This is a genomic window from Lysinibacillus sp. KU-BSD001, assembly GCF_042920265.1.
Taxonomy (GTDB): Bacteria; Bacillota; Bacilli; order Bacillales_A; family Planococcaceae; genus Lysinibacillus_B.
Window position 1 is genome coordinate 24,425 of sequence record NZ_JBDQZI010000022.1, and the last position, 13,802, is coordinate 38,226.

The 13,802-nt window shown below is 38.6% G+C and carries 21 protein-coding genes; 8 read left to right on the forward strand and 13 right to left on the reverse strand.

Annotated features, from left to right (window positions below; genetic code table 11):
• Window positions 1-53 precede the first annotated feature (53 nt).
• Window positions 54-641, reverse strand: coding sequence for a phosphatidylglycerophosphatase A family protein (locus tag AAGS61_RS19795; RefSeq protein WP_391376102.1), 588 nt, complete (start codon window positions 639-641; stop codon window positions 54-56).
• A 116-nt stretch (window positions 642-757) separates the two neighbouring features.
• Between AAGS61_RS19795 and AAGS61_RS19800 the strand changes: the two genes are divergently transcribed.
• The 3 genes from AAGS61_RS19800 to AAGS61_RS19810 all read left to right on the forward strand — a co-directional run bounded on the left by AAGS61_RS19800 (window position 758) and on the right by AAGS61_RS19810 (window position 2,517).
• Window positions 758-1,477 (forward strand): alpha/beta hydrolase, encoded by a 720-nt coding sequence (locus AAGS61_RS19800; protein WP_391376105.1) that lies wholly within the window; start codon window positions 758-760, stop codon window positions 1,475-1,477.
• An 85-nt stretch (window positions 1,478-1,562) separates the two neighbouring features.
• On the forward strand, window positions 1,563-2,078 hold the full coding sequence (locus tag AAGS61_RS19805) for a YjcG family protein (protein ID WP_391376108.1): 516 nt from the start codon (window positions 1,563-1,565) through the stop codon (window positions 2,076-2,078).
• A gap of 4 nt (window positions 2,079-2,082) precedes the next feature.
• Entirely contained in the window at window positions 2,083-2,517 is a 435-nt protein-coding gene (locus AAGS61_RS19810) for a GNAT family N-acetyltransferase (RefSeq protein ID WP_391376111.1), read from the forward strand.
• Between the two features lie 114 nt (window positions 2,518-2,631).
• Here the strand turns inward: AAGS61_RS19810 and AAGS61_RS19815 are convergent, their stop codons facing one another.
• The 6 genes from AAGS61_RS19815 to AAGS61_RS19840 form a co-directional block, all read right to left on the reverse strand.
• On the reverse strand, window positions 2,632-2,877 hold the full coding sequence (locus tag AAGS61_RS19815; RefSeq protein ID WP_391376114.1) for a stage VI sporulation protein F: 246 nt from the start codon (window positions 2,875-2,877) through the stop codon (window positions 2,632-2,634).
• A 12-nt stretch (window positions 2,878-2,889) separates the two neighbouring features.
• Window positions 2,890-3,030, reverse strand: a complete 141-nt coding sequence (locus AAGS61_RS19820; protein WP_391376117.1) for a YjcZ family sporulation protein — start codon at window positions 3,028-3,030, stop codon at window positions 2,890-2,892.
• A gap of 63 nt (window positions 3,031-3,093) precedes the next feature.
• Window positions 3,094-3,459: a stage V sporulation protein AE gene (gene spoVAE / locus AAGS61_RS19825; RefSeq protein ID WP_391376160.1), complete on the reverse strand. Its 366-nt coding sequence runs from the start codon at window positions 3,457-3,459 to the stop codon at window positions 3,094-3,096.
• Window positions 3,460-3,471: 12 nt separating this feature from the next.
• Entirely contained in the window at window positions 3,472-4,464 is a 993-nt protein-coding gene (locus AAGS61_RS19830; RefSeq protein WP_391376120.1) for a stage V sporulation protein AD, read from the reverse strand.
• On the reverse strand, window positions 4,458-4,913 hold the full coding sequence (gene spoVAC / locus AAGS61_RS19835) for a stage V sporulation protein AC (protein ID WP_391376123.1): 456 nt from the start codon (window positions 4,911-4,913) through the stop codon (window positions 4,458-4,460). Before spoVAC ends, AAGS61_RS19830 begins: the two co-directional genes overlap by 7 nt.
• Entirely contained in the window at window positions 4,913-5,317 is a 405-nt protein-coding gene (locus AAGS61_RS19840; RefSeq protein WP_391376126.1) for a YhcN/YlaJ family sporulation lipoprotein, read from the reverse strand. The genes spoVAC and AAGS61_RS19840 overlap by 1 nt, the downstream gene beginning before the upstream one ends.
• 130 nt (window positions 5,318-5,447) lie before the next feature.
• Between AAGS61_RS19840 and AAGS61_RS19845 the strand changes: the two genes are divergently transcribed.
• Window positions 5,448-5,960: a CotY/CotZ family spore coat protein gene (locus tag AAGS61_RS19845; RefSeq protein WP_391376128.1), complete on the forward strand. Its 513-nt coding sequence runs from the start codon at window positions 5,448-5,450 to the stop codon at window positions 5,958-5,960.
• Between the two features lie 192 nt (window positions 5,961-6,152).
• Here the strand turns inward: AAGS61_RS19845 and AAGS61_RS19850 are convergent, their stop codons facing one another.
• The 6 genes from AAGS61_RS19850 to AAGS61_RS19875 form a co-directional block, all read right to left on the reverse strand.
• Window positions 6,153-6,443 (reverse strand): 4-diphosphocytidyl-2C-methyl-D-erythritol kinase, encoded by a 291-nt coding sequence (locus tag AAGS61_RS19850; protein WP_391376131.1) that lies wholly within the window; start codon window positions 6,441-6,443, stop codon window positions 6,153-6,155.
• Between the two features lie 93 nt (window positions 6,444-6,536).
• Window positions 6,537-7,913 (reverse strand): magnesium transporter, encoded by a 1,377-nt coding sequence (gene mgtE, locus AAGS61_RS19855; protein WP_391376134.1) that lies wholly within the window; start codon window positions 7,911-7,913, stop codon window positions 6,537-6,539.
• A 134-nt stretch (window positions 7,914-8,047) separates the two neighbouring features.
• Window positions 8,048-8,938, reverse strand: a complete 891-nt coding sequence (locus AAGS61_RS19860; protein ID WP_391376137.1) for an RluA family pseudouridine synthase — start codon at window positions 8,936-8,938, stop codon at window positions 8,048-8,050.
• Between the two features lie 12 nt (window positions 8,939-8,950).
• A complete protein-coding gene (locus tag AAGS61_RS19865; RefSeq protein ID WP_391376140.1) occupies window positions 8,951-9,745 on the reverse strand; it encodes an NAD kinase in 795 nt (264 codons plus the stop codon).
• A complete protein-coding gene (locus AAGS61_RS19870; RefSeq protein ID WP_391376142.1) occupies window positions 9,742-10,413 on the reverse strand; it encodes a GTP pyrophosphokinase in 672 nt (223 codons plus the stop codon). Before AAGS61_RS19870 ends, AAGS61_RS19865 begins: the two co-directional genes overlap by 4 nt.
• Before the next feature lie 60 nt (window positions 10,414-10,473).
• Entirely contained in the window at window positions 10,474-10,866 is a 393-nt protein-coding gene (locus AAGS61_RS19875) for a hypothetical protein (protein ID WP_391376145.1), read from the reverse strand.
• A gap of 122 nt (window positions 10,867-10,988) precedes the next feature.
• Here AAGS61_RS19875 and AAGS61_RS19880 point away from each other — a divergent pair, with 122 nt between their 5' ends.
• The 4 genes from AAGS61_RS19880 to AAGS61_RS19895 all read left to right on the forward strand — a co-directional run bounded on the left by AAGS61_RS19880 (window position 10,989) and on the right by AAGS61_RS19895 (window position 13,641).
• Window positions 10,989-11,576 carry a CYTH domain-containing protein gene (locus AAGS61_RS19880; protein WP_391376148.1) on the forward strand — a complete coding sequence of 196 codons (588 nt, stop codon included), beginning with the start codon at window positions 10,989-10,991 and terminating at the stop codon, window positions 11,574-11,576.
• A 15-nt stretch (window positions 11,577-11,591) separates the two neighbouring features.
• Complete coding sequence (locus AAGS61_RS19885) at window positions 11,592-12,290, forward strand: lytic transglycosylase domain-containing protein (protein ID WP_391376151.1); 699 nt, start codon at window positions 11,592-11,594, stop codon at window positions 12,288-12,290.
• A 147-nt stretch (window positions 12,291-12,437) separates the two neighbouring features.
• Window positions 12,438-12,842, forward strand: coding sequence for a globin (locus AAGS61_RS19890; RefSeq protein ID WP_391376154.1), 405 nt, complete (start codon window positions 12,438-12,440; stop codon window positions 12,840-12,842).
• Entirely contained in the window at window positions 12,835-13,641 is an 807-nt protein-coding gene (locus tag AAGS61_RS19895) for a DsbA family protein (protein ID WP_391376157.1), read from the forward strand. The genes AAGS61_RS19890 and AAGS61_RS19895 overlap by 8 nt, the downstream gene beginning before the upstream one ends.
• Window positions 13,642-13,802 lie beyond the last annotated feature (161 nt).

The following is a 13,802-nucleotide window of genomic DNA, read 5'->3' on the forward strand; positions in this document are numbered from 1 at the left end:
ATAAGGGATTTATACTAAAAACGCCATTTACTTTCACGTAAATGGCGCACTTTTTATATATCTTTTTTTGGTTTAGGCTTATTGTTTGGACCGAGCACAACAGGTGGGACATCTGCAAACGTTTCACCTTGCTCCTCTAAATCACGCATTCTATGAGCAATTCGGGATGCAGCACTCGCCGCAATACTGCCCACTAAATCATCTAAAAATGTATGAATACTTTGACCTGCTTTTGTATCTAACTTTTCAATAATGCCAATTTTTTGTTTATCTAAGTGACCGAAAGTTGTCACTGCAATACTACCATACGTAAATACAGAGCCGAGTGCAATCGTTTCATCAACACCAAATAATCCTTCATCGTTTTCAACAATTGACTGTAATGGTTGAGATAACATTTTTTTCTCCGCTAACTCATCAAGCTCGACACCGACTAGTACAGCATGCTGTACTTCGCGTTTACGTAAAACACGTTCAACGGACTTAATGCAATGCTCAATTGTTAAACCGGGATTATATGTTTTTTGCATTTCATATACTATTTCTGCGATCGCTTCTACTGTAACCCCGCGGCGCTCTAATGCTGCATGTGTCGCAGCAGCTACTTCATCTGAATGCACGCGAACATTTTTGTTATTCATTACTAATCCTCATTTCTATTTATAGTTGGGATGGAAGAAAAGCACTTCTTATATTTTACACCTTTAAGATTTAATATGATACAATTTCCTTACAACCGAGAGAAGGAGTGACATAAGTGGATAAAGGAACAGTTAAAGATATTACTTTTTACAGTGAGTCTTTACAGGAACATATACAGCTACTGATATATATCCCTGCAAACTATACTCCACTATACAAATATAATATTTTAATCGCATCCGATGGGAAAGATTATTTCCAGTTAGGTGGCATTCCTCGTTTGGCGGATGAGCTCATTGATGATTATGAGATCGAACACTTAATTATTGTTGGTGTGCCCTATAAAAGTGTAGCAGACCGAAAACGCAAATATATCCCATCTGGCGACCAACATGAAGCATACCTTCGCTTTTTAGCACACGAGCTCGTACCGTATTTAGATGCAGAGTTTTCAACTATTCCATTAGGTGCCAATCGCGGATTAATCGGTGATTCAATGGCTGCAACCGTGTCATTACTAGCAGCGATTCAATACCCTAACATCTTTGGAAAGGCGATTTTACACTCACCTTATGTGGATGATTTAGTCATGGATAAAGTACGGAACGCTACTCAACTTGATTTGTTATCCATTTATCATGTCATTGGTACGGATGAAGATGAAGTGATTTTACACGATAAAACCGTGAAGGACTTTTTAACACCGAACCGTGAAATGCATCAGCTAATGGTCAATATGGGGTTTAACACATTTTATGAAGAGTTTAAGGGCAATCATACGTGGAAATATTGGAAGCCTGACTTAAAGCGTGCTTTAATTGAAAATTTCGGCTAATCTTTGCAGTAGAATCGCGCAAATTTGTACTATCTGTTATACTGTAAAGGAATAAAAATTTCGAATTTTCGGGAGGTAATGAACTTTGAAGTACGGCATTGTTGCATTTCCATCAAAAAAACTACAAGATTTAGCGAATACTTATCGCAAACGTTATGATCCGCACTATGCGAAAATTACACCGCATATGACATTAAAGGATACGTTTGAAGCAGATGAAATGCAAATCGAAGAGATTTCTAAAAAGCTTACTGAAATCGCAAATCGATTTGCACCGCTTGCTATTCATGCTTCGCGTGTAAGTTCGTTCTTCCCAACGACAAACGCGATTTATTTCCGCGTTGAACCAACACCTCAGCTTGAAGACATTCATAAAGAAATTCAAGAGCAACTAAACATTGGTACACCAAAACATGTTTTCGTTCCACATATTACTATAGCCCAAAAAATGACAGATTCTGAGCATGATGATATTTTTGGTCAACTTCGCATGATTGGTGTAGATGAAAAGGAATCGATTGATCGTATCCACCTTCTCTACCAACTAGAAGATGGTTCATGGACGACATATGAAACATTTAGATTGAGCGGAGTTGAATAAGTTCGTGTTTAATGTAAAACTAGTTACAACAGAAGAAGAAAAACAACTCGCGTTTAATGTCCGAAAAAAAGTATTTGTCGAAGAACAAGGTGTACCGGTACACCTTGAATTAGATGAATTTGATGGGACAGCGAAACACTTTATCGTGCAAGACGGCGAAAAAACGATTGCAGCCGCTCGTGCACGGGAAGTATCACCAGGGATTGGAAAAGTGGAACGTGTTTGTGTATTGAAAGATTATCGCGGTAAACGCCTTGGTATATTAATCATGGAGCATGTTGAGAAATATGCCATTCAATACCGTTGGACAACATTGAAACTTAATGCTCAATCTTATGCTGTACCATTTTACGAGAAACTCGGTTATGTAGTCACATCACCAGAATTTTTAGACGCTTATATTCCACATCGCGCAATGGAAAAAAGTATTTCTATTTAAAAGACATCAGCTCATTCCAACTTAGAACGAGCTGATGCCACATATTGAACTACGTTACGTATTGTTATTCGTGAAAAAAGCAGATTGCCGTTCAATACGGATGATCTGCTTTTTTTATCGCATCATTTTTTGAATACTATTTAGATCAAGTGATTGACCATCTTGTAAAATAGATTGGACGATTTTATCTTCTAATTCTGACGTAATCGGGCGATTTGCAAGCTTACTTACTTTGCGTACAATTTTCCGAACTTGGCGCTCATTTTTGAAATCCGCGTGCTGAATAGCATTCGCTAATGCTAAAATTTCTTCAAATGACACACCGGTCTTTTTTTCGATTTGTTTAAAAAACTGATCCATTTTTTCTCCTCCTTACACAATCACGCTCCCAACAATGATCAATAAAATGAACAATACTACGATTAACACGAACATAGAGCCATTACCACTGCCGTAAGATGGACCTTGACCGCCTTGCCAGCCATAGTTGTAGCCTCCACAATAGTTGCCCATAAAAACACCTCCCTTTTATTTGCTAATGTATGTTACAAAAACAACTAAAGGGAGGATATTTGTCTAGTCAATTTTACCTTTTGTTTTAAAAAATAATGCGGCAATAAAACCAAAAATAATGGCTGCGCTAATACCTGAGCTCGTTACTTCAAACATTCCTGTTAATACGCCGATCCAGCCGTGCTTCTCTGCTTCAACAATAGCTCCATGTGTAAGCGCATTGCCAAATGACGTAATCGGAACCGTTGCGCCAGCCCCTGCTAGATCAATTAGTGGCTCATATAACCCAAGTCCATCTAATATGGCGCCCACAACGACAAGGGTTGACAATGTATGGGCTGGTGTGAGCTTGCCCACATCGATTAGTAATTGGCCAATAACACAAATAAACCCACCAACAACAAATGCAAAAATAAATGAGTAAATAATAGTAGGTCCCTCCTACACATTAATTTCTACTGCATGCGCAATACAAGGAATGCTTTCACCTTGCTGATACGATAACGTCGAAAGTAACGCACCTGTTGCTACTAGCAAAACTTTTTTATAACGGCCTGTTCTTAACTGTAAATCCACATAACTATAAAATACCGAAGCGGAACATCCTGCGCCGCTCGCACCTGCCAGAAAGCGCTGATCTTCTCCGAAATACTCTTCCCCAGCATCTCGAATTAAATTTAGCTCATCACTCTTAATACCATCTTCTGCAAACATCGCTTTTAAAATTTTTAAGCCGATTTTGCCAAGGTCTCCAGTAAAAATGACATCATAATCACTTAACTTTTGCTTCCGCTTTTCCAAATGGGTTGTAATGGTACTATAAGCTGCTGGCGCCATCGCTCCCCCCATGTGAAAAGGATTGTCCTGTCCATAATCGACTACTTTTCCAACCGTAGCCGCTACCATATACGGCATCCCTTCATGATACTTCCCAACAAGCGCATACCCTGCTGCTGTCACTGTCCATTGTGCAGTGGCTGGCTTTTGCGCACCATAATCAATTGGGTAACGAAATTGTCGTTCTGTCGCATTATGGTGACTACTCGCACCTGCAATGGCAAAATTGGAGGCGCCAAGCTCTGTTAATAATCCTGCAATAATCACCGATGAAACGGCTGTTGCACAGGCAGCGAATAAACCAATAAAAGACACCGCTAACTCTCTTGCTGCAAAGCTTGTTGGCGTCATTTGATTAATTAAATCACCGCTTAAAAAATAGTCGATATCTAAATTTTTAATATCCGCCTTTTTTAACAGGACTTTACTTGCTTCTTGTATAAGCGCCATTTGCCCTTTTTCATTTGTATTTTCTTGAAATCTTTCATCATCCATAATCGAGTCAAAATAGGCTTTAAATACACTTTTCTGTTCAAGTGGTCCTGTCACAGCTGCACATGCTAAAATCGCCGGCTTCGTTTGAAACACAATTACCATGATACCACCCCAATTGATACAAGAATCAGTTTAATTAAAGCTACAAAAAATGCAGATACTACACCGAACATAATAACAGATCCAGCGAGTTTAAACATATTGCTCCCGACCCCTAAAACAAAGCCTTCCGATTTATGCTCGATTGCGGCAGAAATCACGGCATTCCCAAATCCTGAAACTGGTACAGCGCTCCCAGCTCCAGCAAATTGACCGATTTTTCGATATAAACCTGCTCCTGTTAAAAACATCGTAATTATAATAATTGTGGCAACGGTTGGATTGCCTGCTGTTTGTTCTGTAAAATCGAAGAAAATAATATAAAAGTATGAAATAGCTTGTCCAATCGCACAAATAATACCGCCAACTAAAAATGCTTTTAACATATTTAAAGCAACGGGTGGCTTTGGTGTAATTTGCTGTTCAATTGTTTGGTAACGTTGCGCATCCATCATGTTTCCTCCTTTGATAGCTTGTCTAGCTTTTCGATTTTATCACTTAATCCCTCTTTTTCGTTTTTATCCATTAGTTTTGCCGCTTCCCAATGCAATTTAAAATCCGTTGAAACCGTTATTTGTAATTTCGGAAATTCCTTTTCGAGTTTTTCTTTGATAGCTTCTTCGATTTTCTGCTTCTTATAGCGCATCCACGGTTTGACTTGCATCGCTACAAGTAACTGATCTTCTACGAAAATGACGTTGGCATGATCTATATTGCTTTCATTATTGAGTATTTCCTCTAATTTCGTTGCCTTCTCCTCATCATATGTAGTGTAAAAAGTTGTCAGCTTTTCACCTGTGTTACCACATCCAGCAAGTACTACACAACAACATACTGCAAGCAGTATTCTCCTCACTTTAGTGCACCTCCTTTACGTACGTAGTATCGCCGTTGGAAGCAAATTATATTCAATACGTGCAAACGCCCTAACACACCCAATACACTTTCATATTTTATAAGGAACTCACTTGTAGGGAGGTGAATTTATGGGTTGTGGAAAACATAATAACGTTGGCGGAGTTACTGGAGGCGGCAATTGCGTATGTGAAGTAGTGCGCGCAATTTTAGATATTCAAACGCAAGCAGTTCAAGATGATTGTTCAACATGTACAACAAACTGTTTCTTAGAGCCACTTGGTGGTATCGTGAGCCCTGCTCGCTCTTCAGCAGATACACGTGTATTTACATTACTAACGAAAACAGGTAAGCCGTTTATGGCTACTTTTGCATCAGATGAATATCCAGACGTATGTGTATCGATTTACTTCCGTGTAGAAGACGTATTCGATGACTGCTGCGCAACATTACGCGTACTAATTCCTCTAGATGAAAATGACTATCCAGTATGCTTATTATCAGATTGCGGCACTCAAGTATCACTTCATAAAGTTTGCGAGGTTAGTGGCTGGGCCGCTTCAGACAGCTGTATTACAGTTGACTTAAGCTGCTTCTGTGCAGTTCAATGTATCGAAGACGTAAATCTTGGTATTTGTAACTAAGAAAAGCGCAAGCGCCCTCTCTAGCCCTGATATGCGTTGAAAATAGGCTCACAGTGTGCTTACACACGAAGAGACTTTGGAAACATCACTAGGGGCTAGGCGCTGGTGCTAGACACACTTTCAATTTGAAAAAGTGTATACTTTCTTATCTAATAAAAGAAAGAGAGCAGATGCATAGACGCATCTGCTCTCTTATTTTGTGGAAATATACGATATTGATTCAGCCGCAAGCCATATTTTTTGTTCCAAGGCACTGACCAGTACTTCTTCGCCATTTAGTTTTTCAATTGTACCGACTAAATGTTCGCCATTTTTTAATTGAAAATACAATTGCCGATCTTTATTGGTCTGCCTTGAAAAATAACGAAGCTGATGCATAATCAGTGATGGTACCGTCTCTTTTTTGACATAAATCGACGTACTTTCCTCTTCAATTCGCCGCGCTGGTGGTGGGGTTTGAATGTACAATAACGGATAATCCAACCTGCCACATCCTTTTTTACACTACGATATGCAAAACGCTCACTATTCGACACAGTTCTTTGTATGATGAAACAGCTAGCTCAACCGTTTCCCCTACATAATTTGACTTAAAAACATTGTCGCAAGCCCTAAATAAATTAACAAACTTGTTACATCATTAAGTGTCGTAATAAATGGACCCGATGCAACAGCTGGGTCAATACCAAGCTTATGCATCAGTAACGGAATAAACGACCCTGCAAGCGTGGCGACTAAAATCGAACAACAAATGGCTCCCCCGACTAACAAGCCAATGATTAAATTATGCTTCCAAAAGTAAACAATACCCACTACGATGACTGCACAGACGAGCCCCATAATGACCCCTGTTACTAACTCCCGCATCAACAGCTTCATTTTACTTTTCTCGCTCACTTCTCCTGTTGCAATCCCACGAACGGCAACAGCAAGTGCTTGCGTGCCACTATTCCCTGAAGTACCAGAAATCAGTGGAATGAATACAGCAAGCAACGCTACTTGATCGAGCGTTGCCTCAAACTGGCCCATTAAATTAGCCGTGAGCATTCCTAAAAATAATAGAACAATTAACCATGGTAAACGATTTTTCGCCGCCTTGAGTGGACCCGTATCAATATCTTCTATATCGGAAATACCGGCTAGCTTCGAGTAGTCGTCGCTTGCCTCTTCGTCAATAACATCGATAATATCATCGACTGTTATAATTCCTTGTAATTCGCTGTTTTCATTAATTACAGGTAAGGCTAAAAAGTTATAATCCTTTATAATTTGTGCGACTTCTTCTTGATCCGCTGTTAGTTGTACGGATACGACACGATCACTCATAATTTCACTAATACGCTTATCCTCATCAGCAATAATGAGATCACGTAATGAAATAACTCCGGTCAATTGATGATGGTCATTTACAACGAAAATATAGTAAATGGTTTCAGCATTTGGTGCCTCTTTTCGGAGCACAGCCATGGCTGAACGTACCGTAGAGCTTTCTAAAATCGACACATACTCCGTTGTCATAATAGCCCCAGCTGTATATTCAGCATACGCTAATAATTCATTAATTTCTTCAACGGTTTCACTATCCATCATTTCTAGATAGCTTTCGCGTTCTTTATTATCGAGTTCATATAAAACGTCTACTGCATCATCCGTATACATTTCCGATAACATCGCAGCTCCATACGATGTATCCATTTCCTTCAACATGTTTTGGTATGCATCATCTTCTATTTCAATCTCTCGGAAGATGATGGCCATTTCCTGAGGAGATAAAAAATGATACATGATCTTACGTATATCAGGTCCAACCTTCTCATAAAATTGCGCTTGATCGTACGGATGAATTTCTAAAAAATGCTCACGGAATGCTTGAATGTCATCGCCTAATAATAATTGTCGCAGAAATTCTTCATCGTATAGCACGTCATCTCTCTCGTTTTGTGGTTCGATCATGTTATCCCTCCTCTCAAATTCATAATAGGCATGGCGCTACCATTCGTAAATAAAATCTTTAAAATTCATACAGAAATTTAACAATCTATTTAAAATCACGAAAAGATGCTCGATTGTAGCCGAACATCTTTCTTTTAGAAAATTATTTCTTGCATATCTGCTGGTAGCGGGCTATTAAAAACGAATGGTTCGCCCGATACAGGATGTGCCAATGCTAAATGGACACAATGCAGTGCTTGGCGCGCAATGAATGCACGACTCCCACCGTATAATTCATCTCCTATTAAGGGATGTCCGATATGCGCCATATGTACACGAATTTGATGTGTACGCCCCGTATATAACTTTAACCGAATATGTGAATACGGCTTGTTATCTATGGAAAAACGCTTCAGTACTGTTACATCTGTATGCGCATATTGACCATCATTCCGTACTTCACGTTCAATAATACTCGTATCTTTTCTTCCAATTGGGGCAATAATTGATTGGTTCTCCACATGACCATGAACAATCGCTTCATATTCTCGGTGAATCGTTCCTGCTCGTTGCATCAATCCTGTTAAATGATGAATATGACGATGTTTCGCAATACATAGTAGCCCCGAAGTATCTCGGTCTAGCCGTGTTACAATATGCACAGTGGAGGCAATATGCTGTTGTTCAAAATAACCTGCGACAAAATTTGCTACACTCGCATCTGGATGCTCACGTGAAGGAATGGTACTCATAAAAGCAGGCTTATTTAATACTAGAAGTGTCTCATCCTCATAAACAATATCGAGAGCGCCCCGTTGAGGTATTAACCCATCACTCACTTGCTCTATCGGAAACTTAATCGTAATCTCATCTCCTACATGAAGAGGGTAACGTACATTTTGCTCCGTACCATTTACTAAAATTTGACCTCCCTCAAACTTAATTGCCGTTAGCGCACGTTTGGAAATACCAAAATCGCTAATCGCTTCCCGCAATAATTGTCCTTGTTGCTTCGCCATAAATGTGACAGTAAATCGCTTGTCCATAGTTCTCCTCACTTATTCATTCGAAACAAACGAGTCATGCACACGCTCCCAGAATGGGAATGGACGGAAACGGGCAAAACGAACCCGTTCATTTGCAACATTGAACGTAATGGATTTTACATCTGTTTGCGTAATTTGAATATGATCAATCGTCATATTGAATTTTTGATCGTTTACTGGTTTCAATACACAATTATGATGGGCTGGTAACACAAGTGATGATCCCACTGTACGGAATACACGATTATTAATGGAAGCCATCTCGGTAATTTGAAAGGCATTAAGCGTTGGATGAATAATAGCTCCTCCAAGCGCTTTATTATACGCTGTACTACCTGATGGAGTCGATACACATAACCCGTCCCCACGGAAACGTTCAAAATGCTTACCATTTAACTCTACATCCATCACGAGCGTCACATCTGGCGATTTAATCGTTGCCTCATTTAATGCCAAATAGGTACTTGACGCAGCATCATGACGATGAACTTGTACTTCAAGTAATGGATATTCGACAGAATTAAATTCTTTTTTAGCAATGGATAACACAAGCTTTTCTAATTCAGATGGCTTCCAGTCTGCATAAAACCCTAAATGCCCCGTATGAATGCCGACAAATGCCACTTTATCTAAACGATGTGAATAACGATGAAAAGCATGTAAAAGCGTCCCATCTCCACCGATTGATAATACAATATCCGGTTCTTCTTCATCAAGCATTAATCCAAAGTCTTGTAAATATGTTTTCGCAAGCTCCATTAATTCATTGGATTGCATATCTCGGCGTGATTGAATAGCAAACTTCACGAGTTTTCACGCTCCTTTTCTGAATTATTAAGTACTGCTGGATCTTCCTTATATTCGCTAAAATAAGCCTGTGCTTCCTGAATTTCACTACGAATTTGACTCATTTCCTCATCTAAACGGAACGCTGCTTCTGCGGCATTTTGCAAACGTTGCTTAATAATCTCAGGAAATTCCCCTTTATATTTATAATTTAATGAATGCTCAATTGAAGCCCAAAAATTCATGGCCAATGTACGGATTTGAATTTCTGCTACGACAATTTTTTGTCCCTGAATCGTTTCAACAGGATATTCAATGATGATATGATGTGAACGATATCCACTTGGTTTACTATGTGTAATATAATCCTTCTCTTCAATCACATTCATATCATCACGCTGACGAATAAGCTCTGTTACTGTTGTAATATCATCTACAAATTGACACATAATACGTACACCTGCAATATCTTGCAATTCCGTTGCTAATTTGTCAGAAGGCTCAAACGGTACCCCTTTTTGTAACGATTTATCATAAATACTCGCCAAAGGTTTTACTCTTCCCGTTACAAATTCAATTGGGGAGTTTGCATTCACAATGCCAAACTGTGAACGCATTCCTTTCAATTTCACTTTTAACTCATCTACCGCTTGCTTATACGGGCTTAAAAAAACATCCCATTGTCCCAAAATAATAACCTCCCAACACCGAAATAACTTTACATTATCTCATTAGCACGTCTTGTTTCATTATACTTCATTATTTGTTAAAATCGCTTGAAATGTGGCTTCTACTGCTGTCACAAATGATTCGCCGTAGTTGTCATTTCCTTCAATATTATAAATTAATGCCTCTAATTCTTCATAGAAATGAAGTAGTTCAATTGTATTTTCCCCTACAGATAAATATGGATTTTCACCACGCTGCACCATTTCTAGTAAAGCGGGCCACATGTCTACGCCAAAGCTTAAATAGCTAAACGCCCCATCTTCCTCTACAATATAAATAAAATCATGATGATCTGAGTCAACAATTACCTGTCCAGCAGGTATAATTTGAATAGTTGATGCTTCTTCATTTACACTAAATGTAAGCTTATTGTGTACATCAACATAATTTTCGACTTTATATACGTTACGCAAGTGTAAGTCTCCCTTTCCAGTCTTTCTTTTCATATTTTAACATACCACTTACGCTGATGCAGTGGACATTTTCGAAATACAATCTGGAAATATTGGCAGCCCTTGCAGAAAGGATACTTTAGATGAGTCAACAAATCGAAATTGAATTTAAAAATTTATTAACAAAAGAAGAATACAATCGTCTCCTCACATATTTCAATATTCAGCCTGAACAAATTGTACGCCAAGAAAATCATTACTTTGATACACCTAGCTACCATTTAAAAAATGCCTGGAGTGGCCTACGGATTCGTGTGTTACCCGACCACATTGAATGTACATTAAAGGAACGTTCTTCAGAACATGCTCATTTGGAAACAACCGATGCCTTAACAGCAGATATGGCAGCACAAATGATTCGTGGTCTTACATTTGCAGCACCCTCTGTTGAACAGCGATTACTTCATATGAATGTACCACTAACAGAATTACAACTATTTGGCTCCCTGATTACCAATCGGGTAGAGATAGATTACGAGGGTGGAACACTTGTACTGGATCACTCTTTTTATTTGCAATGTGAAGATTATGAAGTAGAATATGAAACAACCGATGAACAAAAAGGGCTTGCTATTTTTGAGCAGTTTTTAACAGAGCATAATATAGAAAAACGCTATGCAAAGAAAAAAATTGCACGCTTTACAGATGCTTTAGCACAACAATATGAATAAAGGATGAATAAGAACATGGATATTCAGGCTTTACGCACATTAATGGAAATTCAAACGATTCAATCAATTGGTGGTAGTAATAATGAAACGAACTCAGTCCTAAATTCCAACTCATCAGCTTTCTCATCTTTGATCGAAGAATTATTAGCATCTACCTCAACTGAGCAATCTTCACAATTAAGTAATTTACTCGGAAGTGTATCCGAAAGTTCAACAGAACCAAAGAATGTTGCGAACTATTTACAATCACTTATTTATGAAGGACAGTTAAACGTACCCGGGAGTGTACTGGAAGCACTCTCTGTACCGACGTCAACAACATCGGTAGAGGCTTCCCATACAAACTATAAAGAGGTAATAGAAGCAGCTGCAGCAAAATATAATATTCCTACGAAATTAATTGAGTCTGTCATTAAACAGGAATCAGGTTTTAAGCCAAATGCCATAAGTTCAGCTGGTGCCATAGGCTTAATGCAGCTTATGCCTTCAACCGCAAAATTTTTAGGCGTAACGGACGCAACAGACCCCACTCAAAATGTTATGGGTGGGACAAAATATTTACGACAAATGTTGGATAAATTCAACGGTGATATATCATTAGCACTTGCTGCTTATAACGCCGGACCTGGGAATGTCTCGAAATATAACGGAATACCACCATTTAAAGAAACTCAAAATTATGTTAAAAAAGTACTAAATTCATATAATACTTAATTTTTATATTATCCTTTTTTTACCACAAAGACGCTTTATTTGTGAATTTTCAGCGTCATTGTTAGAATAAACATAAAGATGTTATATAACGATACAGTATATAGTAAACGTATACTAAAAGAAGTGAGACATAAAGGAGTATCACCTATGAATCGAAAATACACGATTCCTTACGAGGAACTTGGTGCTGAAAAGCTTTCGGAGCTTATACATGCTTTCTATGCGCGTGTTGCAAAGCATCCACAACTCATTCCGATCTTTCCTGAAGATTTAACTGAAACGATTCGTAAGCAAATTCAGTTTCAAACCCAGTACTTAGGTGGGCCGAATTTATATACAGAAGAGCATGGTCATCCGATGATGCGTGCTCGTCATATGCCCTTTAAAATTACCCCTGATCGTGCACAAGCTTGGTTAGAATGCATGGCTGAAGCAATGGATGAGGTTGGTTTAGACGGAAAGTTTCGCGAAACATATTTCCAACGTCTTGTTTTAACTGCTCATCATATGGTCAATGCACCAAATGAAGATGAGGAGGGATTAGATGAATAGTGTTCAATTATTATCACAGCCTGTTGCACCTTCTATTGCACATAAACCAGTAGAGTTATATATTTTTATCGACCCACTTTGTCCAAAAGCATTTGCGATGAAGGGCATATTGCGCAAGCTGCAACTACAATATGAACATTATTTCACATGGCGTTACGTACTGAGTACAGAACTATCAGCTCTCAATTCTATAACAAACCGTATGAAAGGTTGTTTAAACGGAGCAGAGCTAGACATTACACACCCAGTCTTACCTTCAATCGCTATTAAAGCTGCTGAATTACAAGGAAAACGGGCAGGTTCACGCTACTTAACAAAATTGCAGCAATATGCAGCTTTAAAAACTAAAAACGTCAATTCCCATGCTACCCTTCTGCAAATTGCAGAAGAAATAGGCCTTGATATGAATGAATTTACAACAGATTTCGGATCAAAAGAAGCAGCCCGTGCCTTCCAATGTGATTTATACATTACAAGGGAAATGGACGTTGATGAAGTGCCAAGCATTGTGTTCTTTAACGAGTGCATTGAAGATGAGGGATTAAAAGTAAATGGTTCCTATCATTACGAGGTATATGAGCATATTTTACAAGAAATGATTGGCGAGGAACTTGTACCACAACCGATTCCATCGTTAGAGGATGTATTCAAACGATATGAACATTTAACAACTGCTGAAGTAGCAGAGATTTTCTCCATCGATTATGTTGCCGCAGAGCGTGAATTGAAAAAACGGATGCTCCAACAAAAAATCGAGCGTCTTATGACGGATGATGTTACACTTTGGCGTTTAAAATAATGATTGTTATACAAAAATCCAGCTAGCTATGCTAGCTGGATTCAGACTGTAGACAAACTCGAAAATTTCGAGTTTGTCTACAGTCTTTTTTCTTTATAAAATAAAATTAAAAGATATTCTTGAAAATAAAATTAGCACTTACTACTAGAGGTGATAGATAT

Excerpts from the sequence above, each read along its gene's own strand:
- AAGS61_RS19795 (WP_391376102.1), bottom strand. The coding sequence starts at position 641 with ATGAATAACAAAAATGTTCGCGTGCATTCAGATGAAGTAGCTGCTGCG.
- AAGS61_RS19815 (WP_391376114.1), bottom strand. The coding sequence starts at position 2,877 with ATGGATCAGTTTTTTAAACAAATCGAAAAAAAGACCGGTGTGTCATTT.
- AAGS61_RS19820 (WP_391376117.1), bottom strand. The coding sequence starts at position 3,030 with ATGGGCAACTATTGTGGAGGCTACAACTATGGCTGGCAAGGCGGTCAA.
- AAGS61_RS19830 (WP_391376120.1), bottom strand. The coding sequence starts at position 4,464 with ATGGTAATTGTGTTTCAAACGAAGCCGGCGATTTTAGCATGTGCAGCT.
- spoVAC (WP_391376123.1), bottom strand. The coding sequence starts at position 4,913 with ATGGATGCGCAACGTTACCAAACAATTGAACAGCAAATTACACCAAAG.
- AAGS61_RS19845 (WP_391376128.1), top strand. The coding sequence starts at position 5,448 with ATGGGTTGTGGAAAACATAATAACGTTGGCGGAGTTACTGGAGGCGGC.
- mgtE (WP_391376134.1), bottom strand. The coding sequence starts at position 7,913 with ATGATCGAACCACAAAACGAGAGAGATGACGTGCTATACGATGAAGAA.
- AAGS61_RS19860 (WP_391376137.1), bottom strand. The coding sequence starts at position 8,938 with ATGGACAAGCGATTTACTGTCACATTTATGGCGAAGCAACAAGGACAA.
- AAGS61_RS19880 (WP_391376148.1), top strand. The coding sequence starts at position 10,989 with ATGAGTCAACAAATCGAAATTGAATTTAAAAATTTATTAACAAAAGAA.
- AAGS61_RS19885 (WP_391376151.1), top strand. The coding sequence starts at position 11,592 with ATGGATATTCAGGCTTTACGCACATTAATGGAAATTCAAACGATTCAA.
- AAGS61_RS19890 (WP_391376154.1), top strand. The coding sequence starts at position 12,438 with ATGAATCGAAAATACACGATTCCTTACGAGGAACTTGGTGCTGAAAAG.
- AAGS61_RS19895 (WP_391376157.1), top strand. The coding sequence starts at position 12,835 with ATGAATAGTGTTCAATTATTATCACAGCCTGTTGCACCTTCTATTGCA.